Annotated in this window: 21 protein-coding genes; 15 read left to right on the top strand and 6 right to left on the bottom strand. The window is 55.0% G+C overall.

The features are described 5' to 3' along the window. Positions 1 to 113: 113 nt before the first annotated feature. The 3 genes from ACR0D9_RS19250 to ACR0D9_RS19240 all read right to left on the bottom strand — a co-directional run bounded on the left by ACR0D9_RS19250 (position 114) and on the right by ACR0D9_RS19240 (position 4,394). Positions 114 to 1,364 carry a dicarboxylate/amino acid:cation symporter gene (locus ACR0D9_RS19250; protein WP_480529164.1) on the bottom strand — a complete coding sequence of 417 codons (1,251 nt, stop codon included), beginning with the start codon at positions 1,362 to 1,364 and terminating at the stop codon, positions 114 to 116. 202 nt (positions 1,365 to 1,566) lie between these two features. After that, on the bottom strand, positions 1,567 to 3,000 hold the full coding sequence (cuyB, locus tag ACR0D9_RS19245) for a cysteate racemase (protein WP_480539885.1): 1,434 nt from the start codon (positions 2,998 to 3,000) through the stop codon (positions 1,567 to 1,569). Beyond that, positions 2,997 to 4,394: an aspartate ammonia-lyase gene (locus tag ACR0D9_RS19240; RefSeq protein ID WP_480484731.1), complete on the bottom strand. Its 1,398-nt coding sequence runs from the start codon at positions 4,392 to 4,394 to the stop codon at positions 2,997 to 2,999. The genes cuyB and ACR0D9_RS19240 overlap by 4 nt, the downstream gene beginning before the upstream one ends. A gap of 181 nt (positions 4,395 to 4,575) precedes the next feature. Between ACR0D9_RS19240 and ACR0D9_RS19235 the strand changes: the two genes are divergently transcribed. After that, entirely contained in the window at positions 4,576 to 5,469 is an 894-nt protein-coding gene (locus tag ACR0D9_RS19235; protein ID WP_480484730.1) for a LysR family transcriptional regulator, read from the top strand. Between the two features lie 57 nt (positions 5,470 to 5,526). Here ACR0D9_RS19235 and ACR0D9_RS19230 read toward each other — a convergent pair whose 3' ends face one another. Further along, positions 5,527 to 6,414, bottom strand: coding sequence for a LysR family transcriptional regulator (locus ACR0D9_RS19230; protein WP_480484729.1), 888 nt, complete (start codon positions 6,412 to 6,414; stop codon positions 5,527 to 5,529). Positions 6,415 to 6,543: 129 nt separating this feature from the next. On the opposite strand from ACR0D9_RS19230, the gene cuyA reads away from it, so the two are divergent. From cuyA to ACR0D9_RS19195, 7 genes are all read left to right on the top strand, one after another. After that, on the top strand, positions 6,544 to 7,590 hold the full coding sequence (cuyA, locus tag ACR0D9_RS19225) for a D-cysteate sulfo-lyase (protein ID WP_480484749.1): 1,047 nt from the start codon (positions 6,544 to 6,546) through the stop codon (positions 7,588 to 7,590). A gap of 30 nt (positions 7,591 to 7,620) precedes the next feature. Beyond that, positions 7,621 to 8,484, top strand: a complete 864-nt coding sequence (locus tag ACR0D9_RS19220; RefSeq protein ID WP_480484728.1) for an amino acid ABC transporter substrate-binding protein — start codon at positions 7,621 to 7,623, stop codon at positions 8,482 to 8,484. 76 nt (positions 8,485 to 8,560) lie between these two features. Continuing rightward, the gene (locus tag ACR0D9_RS19215) at positions 8,561 to 9,277 is read left to right on the top strand and encodes an amino acid ABC transporter permease (protein ID WP_480484727.1); all 717 of its coding nucleotides are present in this window, start codon (positions 8,561 to 8,563) and stop codon (positions 9,275 to 9,277) included. A 3-nt stretch (positions 9,278 to 9,280) separates the two neighbouring features. After that, positions 9,281 to 9,937, top strand: a complete 657-nt coding sequence (locus ACR0D9_RS19210; RefSeq protein ID WP_480484726.1) for an amino acid ABC transporter permease — start codon at positions 9,281 to 9,283, stop codon at positions 9,935 to 9,937. Then, the gene (locus tag ACR0D9_RS19205) at positions 9,934 to 10,662 is read left to right on the top strand and encodes an amino acid ABC transporter ATP-binding protein (protein WP_480484725.1); all 729 of its coding nucleotides are present in this window, start codon (positions 9,934 to 9,936) and stop codon (positions 10,660 to 10,662) included. The genes ACR0D9_RS19210 and ACR0D9_RS19205 overlap by 4 nt, the downstream gene beginning before the upstream one ends. Before the next feature lie 495 nt (positions 10,663 to 11,157). Then, positions 11,158 to 11,868: an IS6 family transposase gene (locus tag ACR0D9_RS19200; protein ID WP_480539883.1), complete on the top strand. Its 711-nt coding sequence runs from the start codon at positions 11,158 to 11,160 to the stop codon at positions 11,866 to 11,868. A 100-nt stretch (positions 11,869 to 11,968) separates the two neighbouring features. Further along, positions 11,969 to 12,157, top strand: coding sequence for an integrase core domain-containing protein (locus ACR0D9_RS19195; protein ID WP_480484748.1), 189 nt, complete (start codon positions 11,969 to 11,971; stop codon positions 12,155 to 12,157). Between the two features lie 75 nt (positions 12,158 to 12,232). Here ACR0D9_RS19195 and ACR0D9_RS19190 read toward each other — a convergent pair whose 3' ends face one another. Continuing rightward, positions 12,233 to 13,117 (bottom strand): amidohydrolase family protein, encoded by an 885-nt coding sequence (locus ACR0D9_RS19190; RefSeq protein ID WP_480539881.1) that lies wholly within the window; start codon positions 13,115 to 13,117, stop codon positions 12,233 to 12,235. Then, positions 13,114 to 14,115, bottom strand: a complete 1,002-nt coding sequence (locus ACR0D9_RS19185) for an ester cyclase (protein WP_480539879.1) — start codon at positions 14,113 to 14,115, stop codon at positions 13,114 to 13,116. Before ACR0D9_RS19185 ends, ACR0D9_RS19190 begins: the two co-directional genes overlap by 4 nt. A gap of 160 nt (positions 14,116 to 14,275) precedes the next feature. On the opposite strand from ACR0D9_RS19185, the gene ACR0D9_RS19180 reads away from it, so the two are divergent. From ACR0D9_RS19180 to hisD, 7 genes are all read left to right on the top strand, one after another. Then, on the top strand, positions 14,276 to 15,325 hold the full coding sequence (locus tag ACR0D9_RS19180; RefSeq protein ID WP_209599329.1) for an ABC transporter ATP-binding protein: 1,050 nt from the start codon (positions 14,276 to 14,278) through the stop codon (positions 15,323 to 15,325). An 82-nt stretch (positions 15,326 to 15,407) separates the two neighbouring features. Beyond that, a complete protein-coding gene (locus ACR0D9_RS19175; RefSeq protein WP_209507352.1) occupies positions 15,408 to 16,634 on the top strand; it encodes an ABC transporter substrate-binding protein in 1,227 nt (408 codons plus the stop codon). 65 nt (positions 16,635 to 16,699) lie between these two features. Beyond that, positions 16,700 to 17,728 carry a carbohydrate ABC transporter permease gene (locus ACR0D9_RS19170; protein WP_480484720.1) on the top strand — a complete coding sequence of 343 codons (1,029 nt, stop codon included), beginning with the start codon at positions 16,700 to 16,702 and terminating at the stop codon, positions 17,726 to 17,728. A 1-nt stretch (position 17,729) separates the two neighbouring features. Then, positions 17,730 to 18,611, top strand: coding sequence for a carbohydrate ABC transporter permease (locus tag ACR0D9_RS19165; RefSeq protein ID WP_209507350.1), 882 nt, complete (start codon positions 17,730 to 17,732; stop codon positions 18,609 to 18,611). 179 nt (positions 18,612 to 18,790) lie between these two features. Next, entirely contained in the window at positions 18,791 to 19,819 is a 1,029-nt protein-coding gene (locus ACR0D9_RS19160) for an ester cyclase (protein ID WP_480539877.1), read from the top strand. A 132-nt stretch (positions 19,820 to 19,951) separates the two neighbouring features. Next, entirely contained in the window at positions 19,952 to 20,482 is a 531-nt protein-coding gene (locus ACR0D9_RS19155; protein ID WP_209507348.1) for an ester cyclase, read from the top strand. A gap of 11 nt (positions 20,483 to 20,493) precedes the next feature. Continuing rightward, on the top strand, positions 20,494 to 21,834 hold the full coding sequence (gene hisD / locus ACR0D9_RS19150; protein WP_480484718.1) for a histidinol dehydrogenase: 1,341 nt from the start codon (positions 20,494 to 20,496) through the stop codon (positions 21,832 to 21,834). The last annotated feature ends 31 nt before the right edge of the window (positions 21,835 to 21,865 follow it).

Here is a 21,865-nt window from a genome sequence, read left to right as displayed (position 1 = left end):
AATTGAATTTACGCGTTGGGATAAGGGCGGAGGGTGACGGCATTAACCAGGCGACGTCCTGAGCAGAAAACGACCGCCCTTTTCGGGGCGGCCGCAGTGATGTGCTTTGTCACTTACGCCCGCGAAACGTCGGGTGATTTTAGCACATGGGGCGTATCGTAGGCATCCAGATCCAGTTGATCTTCGGATTTCGCAATAATGACGGTGCAGGCAGCGTCGCCGGTAACGTTGAGCGATGTACGTGCCATGTCGAGAATGCGGTCGATGCCTGCGATGATGGCTACACCTTCCAAAGGCAGGCCGACCGAGCTCAGAACAAGCGACAGCATCACCAGCCCGGCACCCGGCACACCAGCGGTGCCGATGGAGGCAAGTGTCGACGTCAGAATAATTGTGACATATTCCGACATGCCCAGCTCTATCCCAAAGGCCTGTGCCACGAAAAGAGCCGCAACGCCTTGGTACATGGCGGTTCCGTCCATGTTGATTGTCGCGCCAAGCGGCAGCGTAAAGCTTGCAACCGACCGGTTCACGCCAAGGTTCTGCTGAACCGCCGTCATCGTGACCGGCAGTGTCCCCGAAGAGGACGTGCTGGTGAAGGCCACGATCTGCGGCTCGATGATGCCTTGGAAGAAGCGGATTGGGTTCAAGCGCGCAAAGATCGAAACAAGCCCGCCATAAACAATGACGGCATGCAGAACGCAACCAATATAGAGCGCAGCAATCACGGTTCCCAAAGGCAACAGTAGATCCAAACCATAGGTTCCGGCGACCCAGGCCATTAGTGCAAACACACCATATGGTGCAAAACTGATCACAATCTCAGTCAGCTTCAAGATGACGGAATTTAGGGCTTCAAAGAAATCCCTGACCGGCTTTCCAGCGTCACCCACCAGGTTGATGGCCAGACCGAACATAATCGCAAAGAAAATGATCTGAAGCACGTTGCCATCCGCGGCAGCGGCGATTGGGTTCTTGGGAACGATCCCGATAAGTTGCTGGATGAAAGGCGGAGATGCTTTGGGTTCCATTGCGGCTGCGGTGCTCAGATCAATTCCTGCGCCGGGTTGCAACAGCAGGCCCAAAGCGAGTCCAATCGTGATCGCGAATGCAGTTGTGCCCAGATAGAATACAATCGACTTCAGGCCAATTCGCCCCATGCGGGCCATGTCGCTGACCGATGTCATACCGCAAACGAGCGATACGAAGATCAACGGGACAATCAGCATTTTGATAAGCGACAGGAACAGGGTTCCAATGTTCTTGATCATGCCCGCAATTGCTGCGTTTCCGGTTGCGTTCAGCAACACGCCCGTAACCACCCCAAGAACAAGCGCGATCACGATTTGCTTCCAAAGAAGCATATTCCTCCAAGGTGCCATAAACCCTGTTTTGCGACTGGTATTCATCAATAGGTTCTCCCTTTCCATGGCAGTCAACTGGAATGAGCTGCCTGCAGTCGCCGCAAGGTAACACCGTCGTGCCGGTCATGGTCGCGCAAATAGAGAAACGGCATTGCAATATTTGCAACGCCGTTTCTTCTGTCGGATAAAGTGTCGGTGGCGCCTAGAATCTTGCGAGCTGTACACATTTTCGGGCGAGCACATCGGTCGGGTCGACAGGAAGCGCCCCCAATGCGTCTGCGCTTTCAGTCACGATGAGCGGCAATTCCGTACAGCCGAGAATGATTGCCTCGGCTCCGCGCGCAACCAGATGGGAAAAGGCCCGGCTAATCTGTTCTTTGCAGAGGCCGTCGGTATATCCAGCTTTGACGCCAAACGGGCCATAAATTGAATCCATGACCAGGTTTTGATGATCGTCATCGGGAATGATGTGGGCAAGGCCTGCCTCATCAAGTGCTGTCTGGTACAAGCCACTTTGTATTGTTCCATCCGTGCCGAGGACCCCGACCACACGCGTCTCTGGGGCGGTTTCTTTAATGTGTTCAGTGGTCGCGGCAAGGATACTGATGATCGGAATATCAAGGTGGCGCTGAATCCGATCGACATACGCGTGGGCGGTGTTGCAAGGGATGACCAGCATATCAGCACCACCGCGTTCCAGTTTTTTGCAGGTAGAATAGAGGGCGACAGTTGGATCGGTGCCTGCGCGGACCAGATTTTCAGTGCGGTCAGGAATTTGCGGGTTCTGTTCAACCAAGACTTTTATGTGATCCTGATCGCGGGTCGCCTCGGTCCCTTTGACCAGTTTGGCAAGGAAATCTACGGTTGCGGCAGGTCCGACACCGCCGACCACTCCAACTTTGAACCGGTGACGGCGGTCTGGCTGGGTCTCTTGCAGGGCGTAATCCGCGTAAACCGCCGCCGTGTCTATGGCCGTCATGTTGTCTGGCAGGTCAAGCTGGTTGAGCAACAAGGGCAGCTCAGAAAGACCGGGCACAAACACGGTCGCGCCTTGTTCGAATAGGTTGGTCAGGGCGGCATTTATGGGTCTCAGAACGTCTTCATTGCAGTGTCCTGCTTTGAAACCGATGCGTCCATATACGGCCTCCATGACGGCACTTTCCAGATCTTCCCGGGGATGGAGGATCTGTATTTCCCTGCCAAACAGGTTCTCGAACAAACCAGTTTTCCTGACAAAAGACGTCGTGATGACACCAATCTTTGTCGGCTCGGGACGCAGTCTGGTAACGGCGGCGGCGATCGCCTCTGTCATGCTGATCAGCTTAAGTTCAAGCTCGTCCTGCAGTTCATGCAGAAAGCTATGGGTGACAAAACATGGAAGCAGCGCCACGTCACATCCATCCCGTTCCATGCGGGACAGTGTGTCAAAAACATAGAGTTTTCGGTGTGTTGGGCTGTAGCTCAGCTCTTTGGGGGAGGCTGGCTCGCGCAGCGGTTTCTGGTGAAATATCAATTCCCTGTGGTCTTCTTCCGACCTGACCGGTGTCCTTTGAACAATTCTGTTCAGCAGGTCGGCTCCGGCAAGGGCGCCCAGGCCGCCAACGATTCCTATGCGTAAAGATTGGTTTTTGTTCATTGGGCAATCTCCGGAGCCCTGCCGTGCATGTGCTGCAATGCAGTCTCGGCAAGTTCTCCTGGCAAAGCGGGTTTTGCGGCCTCTTGCAGGTTCAAGCCATGCGCCTGTGCATATTTTGCAAGTTTGGTGGCAGCCTCATATCCGATCACCGGGGCCAGTGCGGTGACATGTACAAGGCTGTTGCTCAGCAACATCTCGCATCTTTTCTCATCCGCAACGATACCGTCCACGCAGCGGGTGCGCAGCACATTCATTGCATTGGTCAGAGACCCCATGGTTTCCAACACTTTATGGATGATGACCGGCTCCATCGCGTTGAGCTGGAACTGGCCGGCCTCGGCGGCCATTGTGACGGTTAGGTCATTTCCGATTGCCTGATAGCAAACCTGATTTACAACTTCGGGAATAACCGGGTTTATCTTGCCGGGCATAATGGACGATCCTGCCTGAACCGCGGGCAGAATGATTTCTCCAAGCCCAGCCCGCGGCCCAGAGGACATTAGGCGTAAATCATTACAGATCTTAGACAGTTTGATGCCAACCCGCTTGAGCGTGCTTGAGAACATCACAAAGGCACCCAGATCAGATGAAGCCTCAATCAGGTCCGGGGCCAGTTTAAGTGGCTCGCCGGTAATGTCGCGCAAATGCGCCAAAGCGACTTCGCCAAACCTTTCGGGGGCATTGATGCCGGTGCCAATGGCCGTGCCTCCAAGGTTCACTTCTGTCAGAAGGCGCGACAGGTCCCTCAACCGGTCGGCATCCTCGTTGATTGTTGTGGCAAACCCCCGGAACTCCGCACCAAGTGGCATGGGTACAGCGTCCTGAAGTTGGGTACGCCCGACCTTCATAATATGCTGAAACTCACATGCCTTTTGGTCGAAGGATTTGGTTAGAAGATGCATTGCTTCAATCATAGGCGCGATCCTGGACAGAACAGCCAGACGGATTGCTGTGGGGTAAACGTCATTTGTGGATTGTGACCGGTTCACATCATCATTCGGATGAAGCTGGCTGTAATCGCCATGATCTGCCCCAAGCTTTTCCAGCCCAAGATTTGCAATGACTTCATTGGCATTCATGTTGGTCGATGTGCCAGCACCACCCTGCATGACATCAACAACAAACTGATCGTGATGGCCCCCGGCAATGATCTTGTCACAGACATCCGTAATGGCCGACGCTTTCCGGTGGGGCAGGACGCCCAGGTCCTTGTTGGCCATAGCACAGGCCTTTTTGACCGACGCCAGTCCGACAATCAATTCCGGATAGTGGCTGATCGCCACCCCCGTAATCGGGAAATTTTCCAGTGCCCGCTGGGTCTGGCTGCCCCAGGTCGCTGCCAGCGGGATCTTTACCGGGCCAAGGCTGTCGGATTCTGTTCTGTGTTGTTTCATGATCTGAGACCTTTTTGTGGTCTTGCGGCCTGCATCAAATGCGAGGGGCCGAGACTCTGTGAGTGTGTTGGTCTGACCGTACCGCCATCAAGTCCGTCCACCCATGACAACTTTCGCAAAGGTGTTGCGAATTTTGCAACATGCTTCTACCGTGTGAAGTTTCTGCAATTGGAGAATTTTGATGGAGATCGATTGGCTGGAAGACTTCTTGGCACTTTCAACTGCTGGGGTATTTGCCCGCGCGGCGGATGCGCGAAACATAAGCCAGTCGGCTTTCACGCGGCGGATCAAAAACTTGGAAAACTGGACCGGTACCCCATTGTTTGACAGGAGCGTACACCCGGTTGAGCTTACGTCAGCAGGTCATGCATTCAAGCAAACCGCAATCGACACGGTTGCCGCATTAAAACAATCCAAAAGCGATATCCGTGGCTTATCTCGCCAGGAAGCATCGGTGCTTGATTTCGTCGCGCTTCATTCTTTGGCAATTTCCTTCTTCCCGAACTGGCTGACACGAATGTCCAGCCATCTTGGTCCCACCAAAACCAGGCTGGTCGCGGAAAACTTCTCCGGCTGCGCCGAGGCAATTTTATCCGGAAGCGCAGACTTTATGTTGTGCTATTCCCATCCGACAGTGCCCACTATTTCAGATGAAAACCGATACCCGTCTTCGACCATTGCAAAAGACCGGATCATAGCCGTCAGCGTTGTCAATGCTGATGGGCGTGCCAAATACAGCCTCGAAGGGAAAAACCCGGTTCCGTTCCTGTCATACACTCCTGACAGTTTTCTGGGCCGCGTGTCCCAGGTTTGTCTGGATCGCGGAGGTCTGAGTCACATTGTGAGCCCCATCTATGAAAACTCCGTTGCCGAGGCGCTTAAGTCCGCTTGTCTTGCGGGAATTGGCGTTGCATTCCTTCCCGAAAGCGCGGCGGATCGAGAGTTGAAAGACGGGAGTTTGCAGAAGATCAGCCAACCAGAATTCGAGCTTTCAATCGACATCAAACTCTACCGTTCGATCGAGAGGTCCCGAGCAGAGTTGGAACGCTTTTGGATGATGGCTCAAAACCTGTAAGGCACATCGCAAGTCTGTAATGGAGAAGGGTGATGCTTACGGCGGGTTTCCTGGCCCTTACTCTGTTTCGGCGACCATCTTTCTGAAGTTCGTACCGCGCGGGTTGGAAACGTGGGTGTATAGAACAATATCCAGCGGCAGGCGGCCGTATTCCGGAGAGAGGATGACAGCATCGCCAGTAATTATGTGATTCTGGATGAGCGAGTGAGGAACCCAGGCAGCGCCGCTTCCTTCCAAAACCATCTGGGAGATCCCCACCGAAAACGCGCTTTCCACAGCCGATCTTCCCGTCCAGGCACGGTCCGCTTTAGCTTGATGCAGTAACACAATCTGCCCAAAAAAGCTGTCTGCGGGGAAATCAATGCAGGGGGCTTCCGGTGGTAGGATCTGACCTTCCAGCAGCTCATATTTTAGTGCGCCTCCGACGACCGGAAGCAAAGTGTCCCGCCGCCAAATGTAACGATCAACGGTGTCATCGAAAGGCACCTGGGGCAGCTCACGGAATTCATAGCTCACCAGAATGTCGCATTCATGGCGCAGGAATGTGGACATTGCTGTCACCTGGTTCTGCGTGCGCAATCGGATTTGCGGCAATCCGCTGCGTGCGCGGAGTTTGCGAAGAATCTCTGGAACGACGGACACCGAAAGCGAGTGCTGCGTCGCCATCACCAGCGGTTCTCCGATGCCTTCCGGGTTATTAAGATGCCCATGCAATTGCCGCAAATGCGCGAGCAGCGACCGGATTTGAGGTTCGCTTTGTAGTAGCGTCGGAGACAGCTCTACCCGGTTGGCCTCACGGACCAGCAAGCTTTTTCCGATCCAATGTTCCAGTGATCTAATGCGCCGTGAAAAGGCGGGTTGTGTTACATTCCTACGCGCGGCAGCGGCGGTCAAGCTGCGCTCTTCCAACAGGATCAGAGCGTCTTCTAGAAGGCGTGTATCCATGCTTACCCATACCTTATGTACGGGTACACTGCAATATTGGCATTATCCAACACGATTTTTTGCGTTTAGCCTTACTTAGAATACGTAAAGGGAATGTACACAATGCAAACCGCAGCGGCAGAAAGTGCTATGGCAGTGGGCGGCAACCTCGCGCTTGTAAGGCGCGCGCTTGAGAACTTTCCACGTGTGCGTTTTGGTCATTTTCCGACCCCGTTGGAGCCGCTGGAAAGGTTGAGTGACGAGCTGGGCGGGCCGCGCATCTGGGTCAAGCGCGATGACTGCACGGGCCTTTCGTCGGGCGGCAACAAGACTCGCAAACTGGAATTTCTGATGGCCGACGCCATGAAGCTGGGTGCTGACACAGTGATCACGCAAGGCGCCACCCAGTCCAATCATGCACGACAGACAGCAGCCGCAGCAGCCCGGTTGGGGCTGAACTGCCATATCCTGCTTGAGGATCGCACCGGGTCGAATGACGAGACTTATAACTTCAACGGTAATGTTCTGCTGGATCAGCTACATGGCGCAACCGTTTCCAAACGAGCAGGTGGTGCCGACATGAACGCTGAAATGGAAGCCTTGGCCAGCACGCTGCAAGATCAGGGCCGCAAGATCTACATCATCCCGGGCGGCGGCTCCAATCGCGTTGGGGCGTTGGGTTATGTGAATTGTGCCGCCGAGTTGGAAGAGCAAGCCGGAAACATCGGTCTCAAGATTGACGCCCTGGTCCATGCCACCGGCAGTGCGGGAACCCAAGCAGGGCTGGTGGCGGGACTTGCTGCCCTTGGCAGCAACATTCACTTGCTTGGGATCGGTGTTCGGGCACCTCAGGGGAAACAGGAAGGCATGGTCTATGACCTGGCCTGCAAGACCATGGATTACCTTGGAATGGGGGCCGTGATTGAACGTACCTCGGTGCGCGCGAACTGTGATTATGTTGGCCCAGGCTACGGCCTGCCGACCGACGGCATGCGTGCGGCGCTTCTGAAACTGGCTCAACTCGAAGGGCTTTTGTTTGACCCGGTCTATTCGGGCAAAGGGCTCGATGGCCTGATTGATCAAGTTCGCAAAGGCTACTTCGAAGGAATGGATAATGTTGTGTTTCTGCACACCGGTGGAAGTGCAGCGTTATTTGGATATTCCGGCATTTTCGATCTGCCGGGCTATCAGGACTAACAAAAGCAACAGAAACTAAGGGAGAAAACCATGAAATATATGAAACCAGCGGCCGTATTGGCTTTTGCCTTGGCCTTTTCTGCTCCAGCTGTGGCTGAGGATCGCACGGGAACTTTGGCCAAGATTGACGCCTCGGGCGAAATTGTCATTGGACACCGGGAAAGCTCTGTTCCGTTTGCCTATCTGGACGAGAACCAAAATCCGGTTGGGTATTCGATCGACCTTTGCATGAAGGTGGTCGAAGCGGTTTCCGCCGAGCTGGGTAAGGAACTGACGATCAAATATGTGCCGGTGAACCCCAAGACCCGGATTGCACTGATGGCCAATGGCACGATTGACCTTGAATGCGGCTCGACCACGAACAACCTGACCCGTCAGGAGCAGGTCGAATATCTGCCCACGACCTTCATCACCGGTACCAAACTGATGGTCCGTAAAGACTCCGGCATCAATTCGGTTGCAGATCTGGGCGGCAAGGCCGTTGCGTTGGCGCAGGGCACCACCAACGAGCGTGCCGTCAAGGCGGCAATTGAAGAGCTGGGGCTGGACGTGAAGGTTCTTCCGGTGCGGGATCATGCCGAGGGCATGTTGTCTTTGGAAACTGATCGTGTGGATGTCTATGCCACGGATCACATCCTTCTGTTCGGGCTCATTGCAAAATCCAAGACCCCCGAAGATTTCGCGGTGGTCGGTGATTTCCTGTCTTTCGATCCCTATGCGTTGATGGTGCGCCGCGACGACAGCGCCTTTGAACTGATCGGCAAGAAGGCTATGGCAGATGTGTTCCGCTCGGGTGAGATCAACGACATCTATGCCAAGTGGTTCGATCCGCTGGGTGTCGGTCAGACAGACCTGCTGAAGGCTGCGTTCCAGCTTAATGCGCTGCCGGAATAACCTCCTCCTGTAGCAACACTGTCGGGCCTGCACCGTGCGCGGGAGGCCCGGCACCATTCTTATCAGGGTAGAAAGCATGAACTACAACTGGAACTGGGGTGTCCTCTTTGAAGAGGAATACCTTGGCTGGCTGATATCGGGGCTGGGGTGGACCTTTGCGGTCGCGCTTGTGGCCTGGGTTCTTGCGCTGGCCGTCGGTGTTCTAATTGGCGTCGGGCGCACACTGCCATCGCGGCCTGTTGCCTTACTTTGCACCACCTACGTTGAACTTTTTCGTAATGTGCCGCTTCTTGTACAACTGTTCCTGTGGTACTTCGTCATGCCTGAGATCGTTCCGGACGATCTGGGTCGTTGGATGAAGCGGGACATGCCAAATCCCGAGTATGTTACGGCTGTTATCGGTCTAGGACTTTACACCGCAAGCCGCGTTGCCGAACAGGTTCGTGCCGGGATCAATGCCGTCGGTCACGGGTTGACCAGCGCAGCCTATGCCAATGGCTTCTCGACTGCGCAGACATATCGCTACGTGTTGTTGCCGATTTCCTTCCGGTTGATCGTGCCGCCGATGACCTCTGAATTCCTGACTATCTTCAAGAATTCCTCACTGGCGCTGACCATCGGCCTTCTTGAACTGACGGCGCAAAGCCAGCAGATCGCGGAATACACTTTTCAGGGATTTGAGGCCTTTACCGCAGCGACGGTCATCTACGTCGTCATCGCTCTTGGTGCGACAGTCATCGCGCAGACTCTTGAAAAATACACCCGCATCCCGGGTTTTGTCGGAAAAGGCTGAATTATGGGTGATTTTGATCTTTCCGTCATCTGGAACAATCTTCCATTTCTGTGGCAGGGCTTGCAGCTCTCGCTATGGCTTACCTTTCTTGCTGTGATCGGCGGTATCATTTTGGGGACCGGCCTTGCCTTGATGCGGCTATCTGGTATCGCGCCATTGGCTCTCCTCGCCGCAGGTTATGTGAACCTGATCCGCTCGGTGCCGCTGATCTTGGTGATCTTCTGGTTCTACTTCCTGGTGCCTCTTGCTTTGGGTCGGCCGATTGGCGGCTTCTATTCGGCGCTGATCGCCTTTGTCATGTTCGAGGCGGCCTACTATTCAGAAATTATCCGGGCAGGCATTCAGTCAGTCCGCAAAGGACAGGTGCATGCCGGACAGGCCACTGGCCTCAGCTACTGGCAGATCCAGCGCTATGTGGTCCTGCCACAGGCGTTCCGGAACATGATCCCGATCCTTGTGACGCAGGGCATCATTCTGTTCCAGGATACCAGCCTTGTCTTTGTTGTCAGCTTGCGCGACTTCATGACCGCCTCATCTATTGTCGCCCGAACCGAGGGCCGGCTTGCTGAGATGTATATCTTCGCCGCCCTTGTCTACTTCAGCATTTGCTTCGCCGGTTCACTTGTTGTCCGGCACCTTCAGAAGGCCAAAACAGCATGATCAGCATTGAAAACATCTCTAAATGGTACGGCAACTTTCAGGTGCTGACCGATTGCACCACCAACGTCAAAAAAGGCGAGGTTGTAGTGGTCTGCGGTCCGTCCGGATCAGGAAAGTCCACCCTTATCAAATGCGTTAACGGGTTGGAGCCGGTGCAGCAGGGCCGCATTCAGGTTGAAGACGTGGATGTCACCGCAAAAGGCACCAATCTTACCAAGCTGCGCTCGCGCATTGGTATGGTGTTCCAGCACTTTGAGCTTTACCCACATATGAGCGTGCGCGAGAACCTTTGTCTGGGTCAGCAGAAAGTCCTGGGCCGGTCACGTGACGAGGCCAACGCCAAAGCTGAAGCTCTGATCAATCGGGTTGGGCTCCTGCCACATATCGAAAAATTTCCCGGGCAGCTTTCAGGTGGACAGCAGCAGAGGGTCGCCATCAGCCGGGCGCTGGCTATGGACCCGATTGCGATGCTGTTTGATGAACCGACTTCGGCCCTTGATCCGGAAATGATCAATGAGGTTCTGGATGTGATGGTCGAACTGGCAAAGGACGGTATGACAATGATGGTTGTCACGCACGAGATGGGCTTTGCACGCAAGGTGGCGGATCGGGTGGTGTTCATGGATGCCGGTCTGGTAATTGAAGACCGTCCCACCGAGCAGTTTTTTGGCAACCCGGAAAGTGATCGAGCGCAGGATTTTCTGAGCAAGATTCTGAACCACTAGGCCTGCGATGCCGGGCAAGCGTTTGAAACTGGTTTCAGATTATAGGAGACACACAGCGTGTTGATGAGTAAACTTTTCCCCTGCTCTCGCTGGAAAAGAGGTTGAAAATGACAAGGGGTACGGCCAGCCAATCAGATATGCGGGACGCGCTGGCAGCACGACTAAACCACCTCGCCAAACAGGTTGGGTCAGTGAAATTCTTGACTGATGTTGCAGGTGTGAACCGTACGCAAATGAGCCGATACTTGGCCGGAACTTCGGTGCCCAGGGCCGAGCTTTTAGCTCATGTTTGGAAAGCGCCTAGCAATCCCCTTGGATTGGTTTTTTGAAACTGGAGAGCCGGGTAGAGACCTTGCAGAGCTCAAATTTGGGATGTCTTTCCGGAACGCAGTTGTCGATAGGAAATTTGGTTGTGTCGCGAATTTTGACCGAGGTTGACGAAATCGCGTGCCCTGGTGCTTGTTGCTTTCAAATCAATCGCGAGCAGGTTTCAGAATGGTTTCTTTGAAAGGCTGCCACTTCCCGAAGGATGTGGTTTTGTACGCTGTGTTTTTCTATTTGCGCCACACTGTTTCCTATCGCGACCTTGAAGAAATTATGGCTGAACGGGGCGTTTCCGTCGATCACGCCACGTTGAATAGATGGGTTGTAAAATATTTGCCGATGATCGCTGCGCGGGCGCAATCGAAAAAGCGTCCAACACAGAAATCTTGGAGAATGGACGAAACCTACCTCCGTGTGCGCGGTAAGTGGGTGTATCTCTATCGGGCCGTCGACAAAGCAGGGAACACCCTTGATTTTATGCTGTCTGAGCGAAGAAACGGTCCCGCAGCAACCAGGTTCTTTACCAAAGCGCTGTCATCAAACGGAATCCCAGACAAAGTCGTCATCGATAAGAGCGGAGCCAACGCAGCCGGCATTCGAGAAGTGAACAGGATTCTGAAGCGGTTTGGTTGCCAAGCCAAGGTGCAGACAATCAGGTCCAAATTTTTGAACAATATGATCGAGCAGGATCATCGGTTCATAAAACGGCGTGTTCGACATATGTGTGGGTTCAAATCATTCGCATCCGCGTCCGCTACGTTGGATGGCATCAAAGTCGTCAACATGATCCGGAAACAGCAATTCTTCAGCGCAGCCACCTCTGGCTTTCGGGTGTTTGCTGAGATCGTAGGATATGTGTGCCTGGTAAGACGCTTACCTTGATCGTTCCAAAAATTTGCAACACAACCGTTCCAGGTTCTGTCGCAAACTTCGCCCCTACCTGTCAGTTCGAGCGCATTTCTGCTAGCGCTCAAACGAACATATCTTCGGCAACCTGGCTGAAGCCCGAAAGATCATCAAAAACTGGAGGATTGACTACGATACACAGCGACCGCACATTTCTCTCGGCGGACTGGCACCAGCCGTTTACGCTAATCTTAACCGTACCGCCCGGCCTGCTTCGCTTGAGCTGCGCAACGGTTCCGCTCAGCAGGCCTTGACCGCAACCTAATCACGAGAAAGAAACGGGAACGGATTCTACATCCGATCGGCCCGGATCAAGGGGCCGAGTCATTGAATATCACTCTCAGGGCACCTCGAGATTATAGAAGTGTGCGGCGGTTTCTCTGAAAACCGCCGATTGTGCTTCAGCCGGAACCAGATCACGGTAAGCCTTTACCAGCGATGTGTAATTGCCATAGAGTTTGTCGACCGGGAAATTCGAGCCAAACATGACCCTTTTAGGTCCGAATTGTTCAAGGCAAATCTCCACGATCGGGCGAATACTGTCAGGCGTCCAGTTGTGATCGAACATGCCCAGGCCTGAGAGTTTGCACGAGACATGCGGCAGATCGGACAGCGCGTGCAGTCTTTTAGCCCAGCTTTTTAGGCCCGCGCGGGTACGGTCATGTGGTGATCCGGCATGGCATAGAGCGACTCGTGTATTAGAGGCTTGCGCAAGAAATCGGGTAGTTTTTCCGATCAATTCGGGAATGAGTTGCAGATCAAAGCTGAGATCGCGCTGTCCAGCCTCCTTCAGTCCGTCCAGAAATCGCGGATCATCCAGCAGAGAATTTGTGCCCGTCTGCGCGTCCTCTCCGGGTGCGCGCCCGACGATCTGGCGCACACCGCGTACAGTTGGAAGGGCCTGAAGCGTATCAAGCTGGGCGGGTAGGTCAGCCGAGGTCAGGTCACAGAACACAACCTGCGCCATTGGCCAGTCTGGATTGGTATCGGCGACAGCTTGAACCCACCGGGCTTCGTCCAGACCGTTTTTGGCCCCCACCTGGATATGGATCGAGGCACCGACTCCGCAGGGCGCGGCTTCGGACCGGAACTCGCGCAGCAGATAATCCCGTTGAATCGGCGTCGGGTCGCCAAAGAACCTTTCCACCCCGCGCGCCATCAGCCAGGGGTAGTTTACAGCTTCAAGGTCCCAAAGGTGGTGATGGGCATCGATCCAGCCGGTCATGTTCGCGGTACTTTCGACATGCGCCCCAAAATATCGACACCCTGTTGTTTCCAGAAGTGCAGCAGGTCAATGAAAACCCAGTTCTCGGCCAGCTTGTCACCCGCGCGACGATAGATGTCGATCACACGGAATTCACCGGCCTTGTCGGTGGCGGGCATACCCATGAACCCGCCGGTGGGCCGCGCCGTAAAATTCGGCCAGCCGAAAAAACCGCCATAGTGACCCTCAGCCAAGCGGCAAATGTGCTTGGTCTTCGAGCGGTCCGTTAAGGATGCGCGGAACGGGCCTGAGTGCTGCTTTGCATAACGCTCAATCGTATAGGTCGCGCCGATCCCAGCGGGCCCCCACCAGATCATGTCTTCGCTCCATGTCTGGCGCAATTCTTCCTCAAGGCTCAGGCCGCTTTTCCATTGGCCGAGATCGGAAATCATGGCATTGATCGTGCCGAGAGTTTTTTCGCCTTCTTCGGCAGGCTGCGGGTTGAACATCAAGCCGTCATGAGTCATCGGTCCGGGTTGCACCAGATGGGCTGCGGTTTGGGGCGGGAAGGGCTGTAACCCGACTTGCATCATGAAGTGCGGGATGTCGAAATACATCGCCGTCTCGGCGATCTTGCCATTCTCGATCTTGTTGAACTCACAATAGCGCAAAAACGCCATCTTGCCTGTTGGGGCGATGCCCAGCCACGCATTGTCGAACAGGCCCATCAGGTGCCCCATTGAAACAACCCAGACCGAGGTGAATCCGTCCATCTCGTTTTTTCCGGCCATGAAAACGTCCATCCGGCGCTGCATATTCCCTAGGCTTTGCTTCAGGGGACGCCAGAATGCCTGCGCTACGTCATGGGTGCCCCGAAGCTCATCAAACGGGTGGAAACCGCGCCACAGGTAGTCTTCTGCGCAGAACTCAGACAACGCGTTGGCGATATCCGATTCTTTTACGCTGCTGAGCGCCGAGTAGTAATCCAAGATGATCGATTTTTGGATTTCATAGGACATTATTACTTTCTTTCAGTTCTTTAGTCGCTGTCATGGGGCGAATTGCGAAGAAGATGAAGTCGACGGTTGCACACGCATGCAAAAAAAGCTTGCCAGATGTTTCTTTTGTTGTCTATGGTTTTGCAAGCGTATGCACGATGCGTGCAGCAGGGAGGACAGAATGGCCGAAATTCAACTTCGCAATGTTGGAAAGCGTTGGGGATCGTTTGTTGGAGTTGACAATTTTGACCTGACAATAGCCGACAAGGAATTTCTGGTACTTCTTGGGCCGTCAGGTTGCGGAAAGACCACGACAATGCGCATGATTGCTGGTCTCGAGGACGCGTCTGAGGGGGATATCCTGATCGATGGCGCCCGAGTAAATGACATGGAGCCCAAAGACCGCGATGTCGCGATGGTGTTCCAGTCATACGCGCTCTATCCGAATATGAATGTATATGAGAACATTCGCTTCCCGCTGAAAGTTCGCGGTATTGACCCTGCTACCCATGACGAAAAAGTGCGGCGCGCTTCGGCGATGGTCGAGCTGGATGACTTCCTGCACCGCAAACCGGCGGAACTGTCTGGCGGTCAGCGTCAGAGGGTTGCCCTGGCTCGTGCCATTGTGCGCGAGCCGAACGTGTTTCTGATGGACGAGCCACTATCCAACCTTGACGCAAAACTGCGCGTTTCCACCCGCGCGCAGATCAAGAACCTGAGCCACGAATTGGCGGTCACCACGATCTATGTGACCCACGACCAGATCGAGGCAATGACCTTGGCTGATCGGGTGGTGATCATGAAGCAAGGTGTGGTTCAGCAGGTTGGCTCCCCAACCGATATTTACGATGAACCTGCAAATACATTTGTGGCCAGCTTCATCGGCAACCCGGCAATGAACCTTGTCGATGGCGAGGTTCAGGGTGGCGTGTTCCGCGCCCAAAGCACAGAGGTGCACGGGTTGAACGCGCCGGACGGTCCTATCACGCTGGGGTTTCGCGCCGAGGACGCAAATGTTGTGGAAAGTGGCGGCGAGATCAACGCGCCGATCTATACGCAAGAGCTGTTGGGCGACAGCACCATGGTTTCGGTTCGGATCGGTGGTGCGCTGGTCTCGGTCAAGGCCGACAAAACCTATCGGGCCGAAATCGACGATCAGGTCTCGATTCATATCCATACTGATCACTGCCATCTGTTTGATGCGAAAACCGGGGCTCGCCTGGAAGGCTGAGAACCGCAAACAACACCCGTTGGGACGGGGTAATCTGGGTGCAGACTTCGAAGATGCACCATCCATCTAGGGAGGAATATTGATGTTTCTGAAGAAAATTGCATTGGCCGGCTCGGTAGCCGCCTTTGCCGCAAGCGCGGGATATGCCTGCGAAATCGGCGCACGTGTCAACATAGTCGGCAATGAATTTGCGGCCATCCAGGCCGTCGCAGCCGGAGCGAAGGAATGCACCGGGGCGTCGGTAGAATCCAACCTGACATCCGAGCACCAGACCATCAACGTGGCTGGCCTGTCGGGCAATCCGTCGGAATACACGACCGCAATCATCGCCAATAGTTCGGTTGTGGCACTGATGAACGAAGACGTTATTCGTCCGCTCAATGATCTGGTGGAAAAGTATGGTCAGGACCTGCAGCCTGGGCAGCTGATCAAGATTGGCGACAACATCATGGCTATCGCCTTCATGGCGAACGCGCAGCATCTGATGTACCGCAAGGATATCCTTGAGCAAGCCGGTGTGGAAGTCCCGACTACCTATGAGGAAATGCTCGAGGTGGCCGAGGCCATTCGTGCGCAGGGTATTATGCAAAACCCGGTTGGTGGAGCCTATGCATCGGGTTGGAACCTGGCGCAGGAATTCAACAATATGTTCCTTGGTTATGGCGGCAGCCATTTTAAACCCGGTACGGCCGAACCCAACGTGAATTCTGAGGCCGGTGTCAACGCCCTGAATATGATGAAGGCTTTGTCGGAATACATGAACCCCGACTTCCTGACTCATGACTCCAACGCCACCAATGCCGAATACCGTGCTGGCAACGTTGCAATCATGAATATGTGGGGTTCGCGCGCATCGCAGCAAACCACCACCGAAGGTGTGTTGCAGGAGGTAATCGACGGCCATGCGATTGGCGCGCCGCTGACAGTTGGTGGCGGAGATATCCCTGCAACGACCCTGTGGTGGGACGGTTGGACTGTCGGAAAGAACATCTCAGATGAAGAGGCCGAGGCCACATTCATTGCAATGAAACATGGCATCCGTCCTGACATGCTGAACGATGAAACCACGCCGTTGGCGGTCTGGCTGATTGAAGGCTACCAGCCGGGAAAAGATGCCGAGGGTGTGTTTGCCGCGGCCAAAATGGGCACACCACCCTATCCGATGCTACCGTACATGGGGCTCATGCACAGCGCACTTGGCAACGAACTTGCTGATTTCATGCAGGGCAAGGAAAGCGCGGAACAAGCGTTGGCTGATGTAGAAGCCGCCTATCGTGCCGCCGCCATCGAGCAAGGCTATCTGCAATAAGAAGCCTATTGCGCGGGTGCCTTTGATAACCGCCCGCGCAATCCCACTGACACGAGGATTGCAACATGCGCCATAAGACATTCCTTTGGTTCTTCCTGCCCACAGGACTCGCGATGCTTCTGTTCATTGCAATGCCAATTGTCTCGGTGGTGACTCAATCGATCTTCGCACCCCATCCGGCTGTTCTGTTAGAGGTCGAAAACTGCACCCCGCTTATCGGATGCACAACTGAGACCACTGTTGATCAAGAGGCCACCGCGGCGCTTCGCGCCGAGCAACCTCTGGGCCGGTTTGTGGGATTGGACATTTACTTTAACCGAGGCCATCTGGCGATACAGGAAATTGGTCAAATCTGGGCCGCGAATGAAACATGGGGCGGCTTTTTCTCGGAACTCGGCAATTTGCCCTTTTACCGGGCGATGGCATTCACGCTGACCTTCGTTGCTGTCGTGACACCGCTCACAATTATTTTGGGGCTGGTGATTGCGCTGGCAGTAAACTCCCTGCACAGGCAACTCAAAGGTCTGATGATCTTTTTCTCTCTTCTGCCCATGATCGTGACCCCGCTGATCGGCTCGCTCATCCTGTTTTGGATGATTGACAGTCGCGGGGTGATCGGCAACGCTCTCGTATATCTTGCTGGAGATCCGGATTTCAGCCTGAAAGCATCAACAGGGCTGATGTGGGTAGCGCTGATGGTCTATGGTGTTTGGCACGCTGCGCCTTTTGCCTTTGTCGTGTTCTATGCTGGCCTGCAAACCTTGCCCCAAGACCAGATTGAGGCCGCCCAGATAGACGGGGCGACGCGCTGGCAGCAGGTCAAATTCGTGGTTGTTCCCCATCTCATGCCCCTGGTCACATTTGTTGCACTGATCCAGTTGATGGACAATTTCAAGGTGTTTGAACCTATCATCGGCTTCAGTGCACAAGCGCATGCGCAATCACTCAGCACCTTCATCTTCTACGATCTCGGTGGCGAGACTCGGCAACTGTCTTCCGCTGCTGCTACCTCTGTGATGACGATTTTCGGGGTCGCAATTCTTCTGTCGCCCGTGCTTGTCCGCACCTGGCGCGATTTCAAAGGAGCAAGATAATATGGCCAGCCGCGCGCAAAGAATGCCTACAAGCCTTCGGATCGCCTCATCCCTGTTTGTGCTCCTATGGTTTATCCTGGCCGCCTTTCCGTTCCTCTGGACGGTTTGGGGCTCGTTCAAGGTCGAACTGGATTTCTTCTCGATCGCTGACTGGACCAATGCCCTGACTGGTGCCCGAACCGAAGCGGTTTATGGCTCGCCGTTCACCACCACCGGATATGAGGGTGCTTGGATTCAGGAAGAGTTCTGGCGCAATGTTCTGAACACCGGGATCGTCTGTTTCTTTGTTGTTACCATCTCACTGACTATCGGGACTTTAGGGGGCTATGCCCTTTCGCGGTCTACTTACAACTACACATTCTGGCTTTTGATCACGGCGTTGATTTTCCGTGCAATGCCGCCAATCACTCTGGTCTCAGGATATCTTCTGCCCTTCTTTGAATGGAATGTTTGGGGGATTCTTCCGACCACCATTATCGTGCTGGTGGCAATCAACCAGCCGTTCACTCTTTGGATGTTGCATTCCTTCTTCAAGAACATCCCGAGCGAGTTGGATGAAAGTGCCAAGGTCGACGGATGCAACCAGTTTCAGGCTTTCCGACGTGTGATCATTCCGGTGATGTGGCCAGGCGTCATCACGACCGGGCTGTTCTCGTTCCTTCTGGCCTATAACGACTTTGCCGTGGGGGCGATGCTGCTGTCTGAAAGCAACCGTACTATGGTGCCTGCCATTGCCGCATTCCTCGGTACAACGCAAACCGAGGGCAACGTGATGTTCGCTGTTGCAGCCGTGGTTTCAGCCACTGTTCCACTGTTCATACTGGTGATGTTCTTCCAGCGCCAGATCGTCGGCGGCCTGACCGCCGGGGCTGTGAAAGGCTGACATAAATGGGGCGCACTCATCCTCAGTCCGTATCTGCCCATGCGCACGCAGCCAGCCTGAACTTGGCTGCGCGCCGGGCCCGACGGCCGGGACGAATTCCATTTGCCATGATGCGCGCGGGTCCTCGTGCCTGCACACCGCCACAGCGAATAGGAAAACGTCCTAAAAAGGAAAGCGCCATGAACAAGCGCGCAAATCGCCCAGCGATGGGTATTGCTACCGGAACCACGTTTGAAAACAAACAGCTTTATCGTCAGTTTCTCGAAAGCTTTGATAAGGGCCTCGGCGAGACCATGGAGACGGCCGCCAGCGAGATTTTCGCCGCAACGGCCACTACCGAAGCGAGCCATCCGATCAATGCAGCCCCCGATGGCAACGGCTACATCAGCTCTGTCATCTTTCCGATATCAGAAGCGTTCGAGGGGCTCACCCGTCAGAACTATGTGGTCACGGGTGGCGAATACCTGGGAAGCGAGTGGGTCACCTCAACCGGGTATTTCCATGGTCATTTCACGCGACCGCTTTGTGGTATTCCACCCAGTGGCAAACTGGCATTTCTGCGGTTTGGTGAATTCCACCGAATGGAAGATGGCAAGATCGTCGAATCCTATGTCTTTCTCGGCTTTGCCGAGTTGATCATCGCGCTTGGCCTCTGGCCGCTGGAACTGCAGGGCTATGAAGGTGTCGTGCCGGGTCCGGCAACTCATGACGGCATCGTCATTGGGCCATCAGACCCAGCGCAGTCACGCGCCACAGCAGATCTGGTCGAGGACATGCTAGTACAGCTGACGACCGAGGACCAAAGCTGGCGGCCTTATTGGGATGACCGAATGGTGTGGTACGGTCCCGGCGGGCTGGGATCCTATGCCACGGTCGATGCCTTCGCCGATTTCCAATCCCCCTTCGAGGACACGTTCGAAGGCTGGGGTGACGGCAGGGACGCAGGCGTCACCGGGGTCGGCTCGAATTGCAAGGCCGGGGATGGCGACTATGCATTCCTGTGCGGCTGGCCGCAGATCACCGGCGTCCACGTCAAATCCTTCCTGGGCCTGGAGCCAACGGGAAAGCGCGTTTTTATGCGTGACTGCGACTGGTGGCGCTGCGCAGACGGCAAGATCATCGAGAACTGGTGCATGCTCGATATTCCACATCTGCTGTTGCAACTGAGTTACGACCTTTTTGCCCAAATTTCTGAACAGACCCGATGAGCTGTTCCGCCAGACATAACGCCATTGCGCGCCACCCGGCGCTCAACCGGATGCCAAGGGATTTTCTGACGGCCGACCAACCGTCCCCGTCCAGACAGAAAACCCCTTGGTATCCATAAAAGGAAAAGACACATGAAGGGCTCCCGCCCCGAACAGGCCGTGCTGACACGTGACACGGACATGAGAAAAACCGACGAGACCCGCGCCGTGATCGAGGGGATGGTCGATGGTTTGAACGATCACCGCATCGACGATATCGGCGAATTCTTCGCAGAAGGGTTCCGCTGGATCGGCAACCGGGGCTGCGGCACCAAAACTGGGCTCAAGGAGTTTCAGGAAAACTGGCAACGCCCGTTTCAGGCGGCGTTCTCGGACAAGACCTGCATTGATGAGGCCCGGCTTTATATGGGCGAATGGGCTGCGGCCTTTGGCCGCCAGGAGGCAACCCACTCGGGCGAGTTTCTGGGCATCGCGCCCACCGGCAAGCGGGTCGAGATCCGATACATGGATTTCTGGAAAGTCGTCGATGGCAAGATCGTTGACAACTGGGTGAACGTCGATTTCGCCCACGTCGCCGCGCAGCTTGGCGTTGATCTGTTCAACGGCGAAGGCTGGGAAGCATTTGACCGGGGAGAAAAAACTCCACCCCGGCCCGAAAACTGAGGATAGAGACAATGGCTATTGAATACCTGAAACGCGGCAAACCTGAAGCTGACCGGGCGGAAGACGATGCCAAAACCCGAGCTGTTGTCGAAGAAACGCTGGCGGATATCGAAACCCGCGGCGATACCGCAGTGCGCGAGCTGTCTGAGAAGTTCGACAATTACTCGCCGGAAAGCTTCCGCTTGAGCCAGGATCAGATCGACGAGTTGATCGCTTCGCTGTCCGAGCGCGAATTGGCCGATATCAAGTTTGCTCAGAAACAGGTGATGAACTTTGCGCAGGCACAACGCGACTCGATGCTGGATATCGAGGTTGAAACTCTGCCAGGAGTGATCCTTGGTCACAAGAACATCCCTGTTCAGTCAGTGGGATGCTATGTCCCCGGTGGCAAATTCCCGATGGTGGCTTCGGCGCATATGTCAGTGGCAACTGCCAAGGTCGCCGGTGTTCCGCGCATCATAGCGTGTACCCCGCCCTTCCAGGGCAAACCCAATGCGGCCGTGATCGCAGCGATGCATCTAGGAGGCGCGCATGAGATCTATGTCATGGGCGGGATCCAGGCCGTCGGTGCCATGGCGATAGGGACTGAGACCATTGATCCGGTTCACATGCTGGTTGGCCCCGGCAACGCCTTTGTGGCCGAAGCCAAGCGCCAACTGTTTGGCCGGGTGGGCATCGACCTGTTCGCGGGTCCGACCGAGACGATGGTCATCGCCGATGAAACTGCTGCGGACGCCGAGCTTTGTGCGACCGATTTGCTGGGACAGGCCGAGCATGGATATAACAGCCCCTGCGTTCTGGTCACCAACTCGCGCAAACTGGCCGAAGAGACACTGAGCGAGATCGACCGTATCCTCGGGATCCTACCCACCGCCGGCACTGCCAAGGTCAGTTGGGAGGAATACGGCGAGGTCATCGTCTGCGACACCTATGACGAGATGCTTCAAGTGGCCGATGACATCGCGTCCGAGCACGTTCAGGTCATGACAGATCGCGACGACTGGTTCCTGGAAAACATGACTTGTTACGGTGCGCTGTTCCTTGGTCCACGCACCAACGTGGCCAACGGCGACAAGGTGATCGGTACCAACCATACACTGCCGACCAAAAAGGCCGGGCGCTATACCGGCGGGCTCTGGGTCGGCAAATTCATGAAAACCCACAGCTATCAGAAGGTCGTCACTGATGAGGCCGCAGCGATGATCGGCGAATACGGCTCACGTCTGTGTATGCTGGAAGGCTTTGTCGGCCATGCCGAACAATGCAACATCCGTGTCCGGCGTTATGGGGGCATCAACGTGCCCTATGGTGAAGGCGCACCATACCGCGAGACGGCCGATGCGACTTCGTAAGCGTGACGAATCTTGCGCAGGGATTCGACCG

This window comes from Ruegeria sp. AK11, from assembly GCF_056541095.1.
Note: the sequence above shows the minus strand (reverse complement) of the source record. Positions and strands in the feature narration are given on the sequence as shown.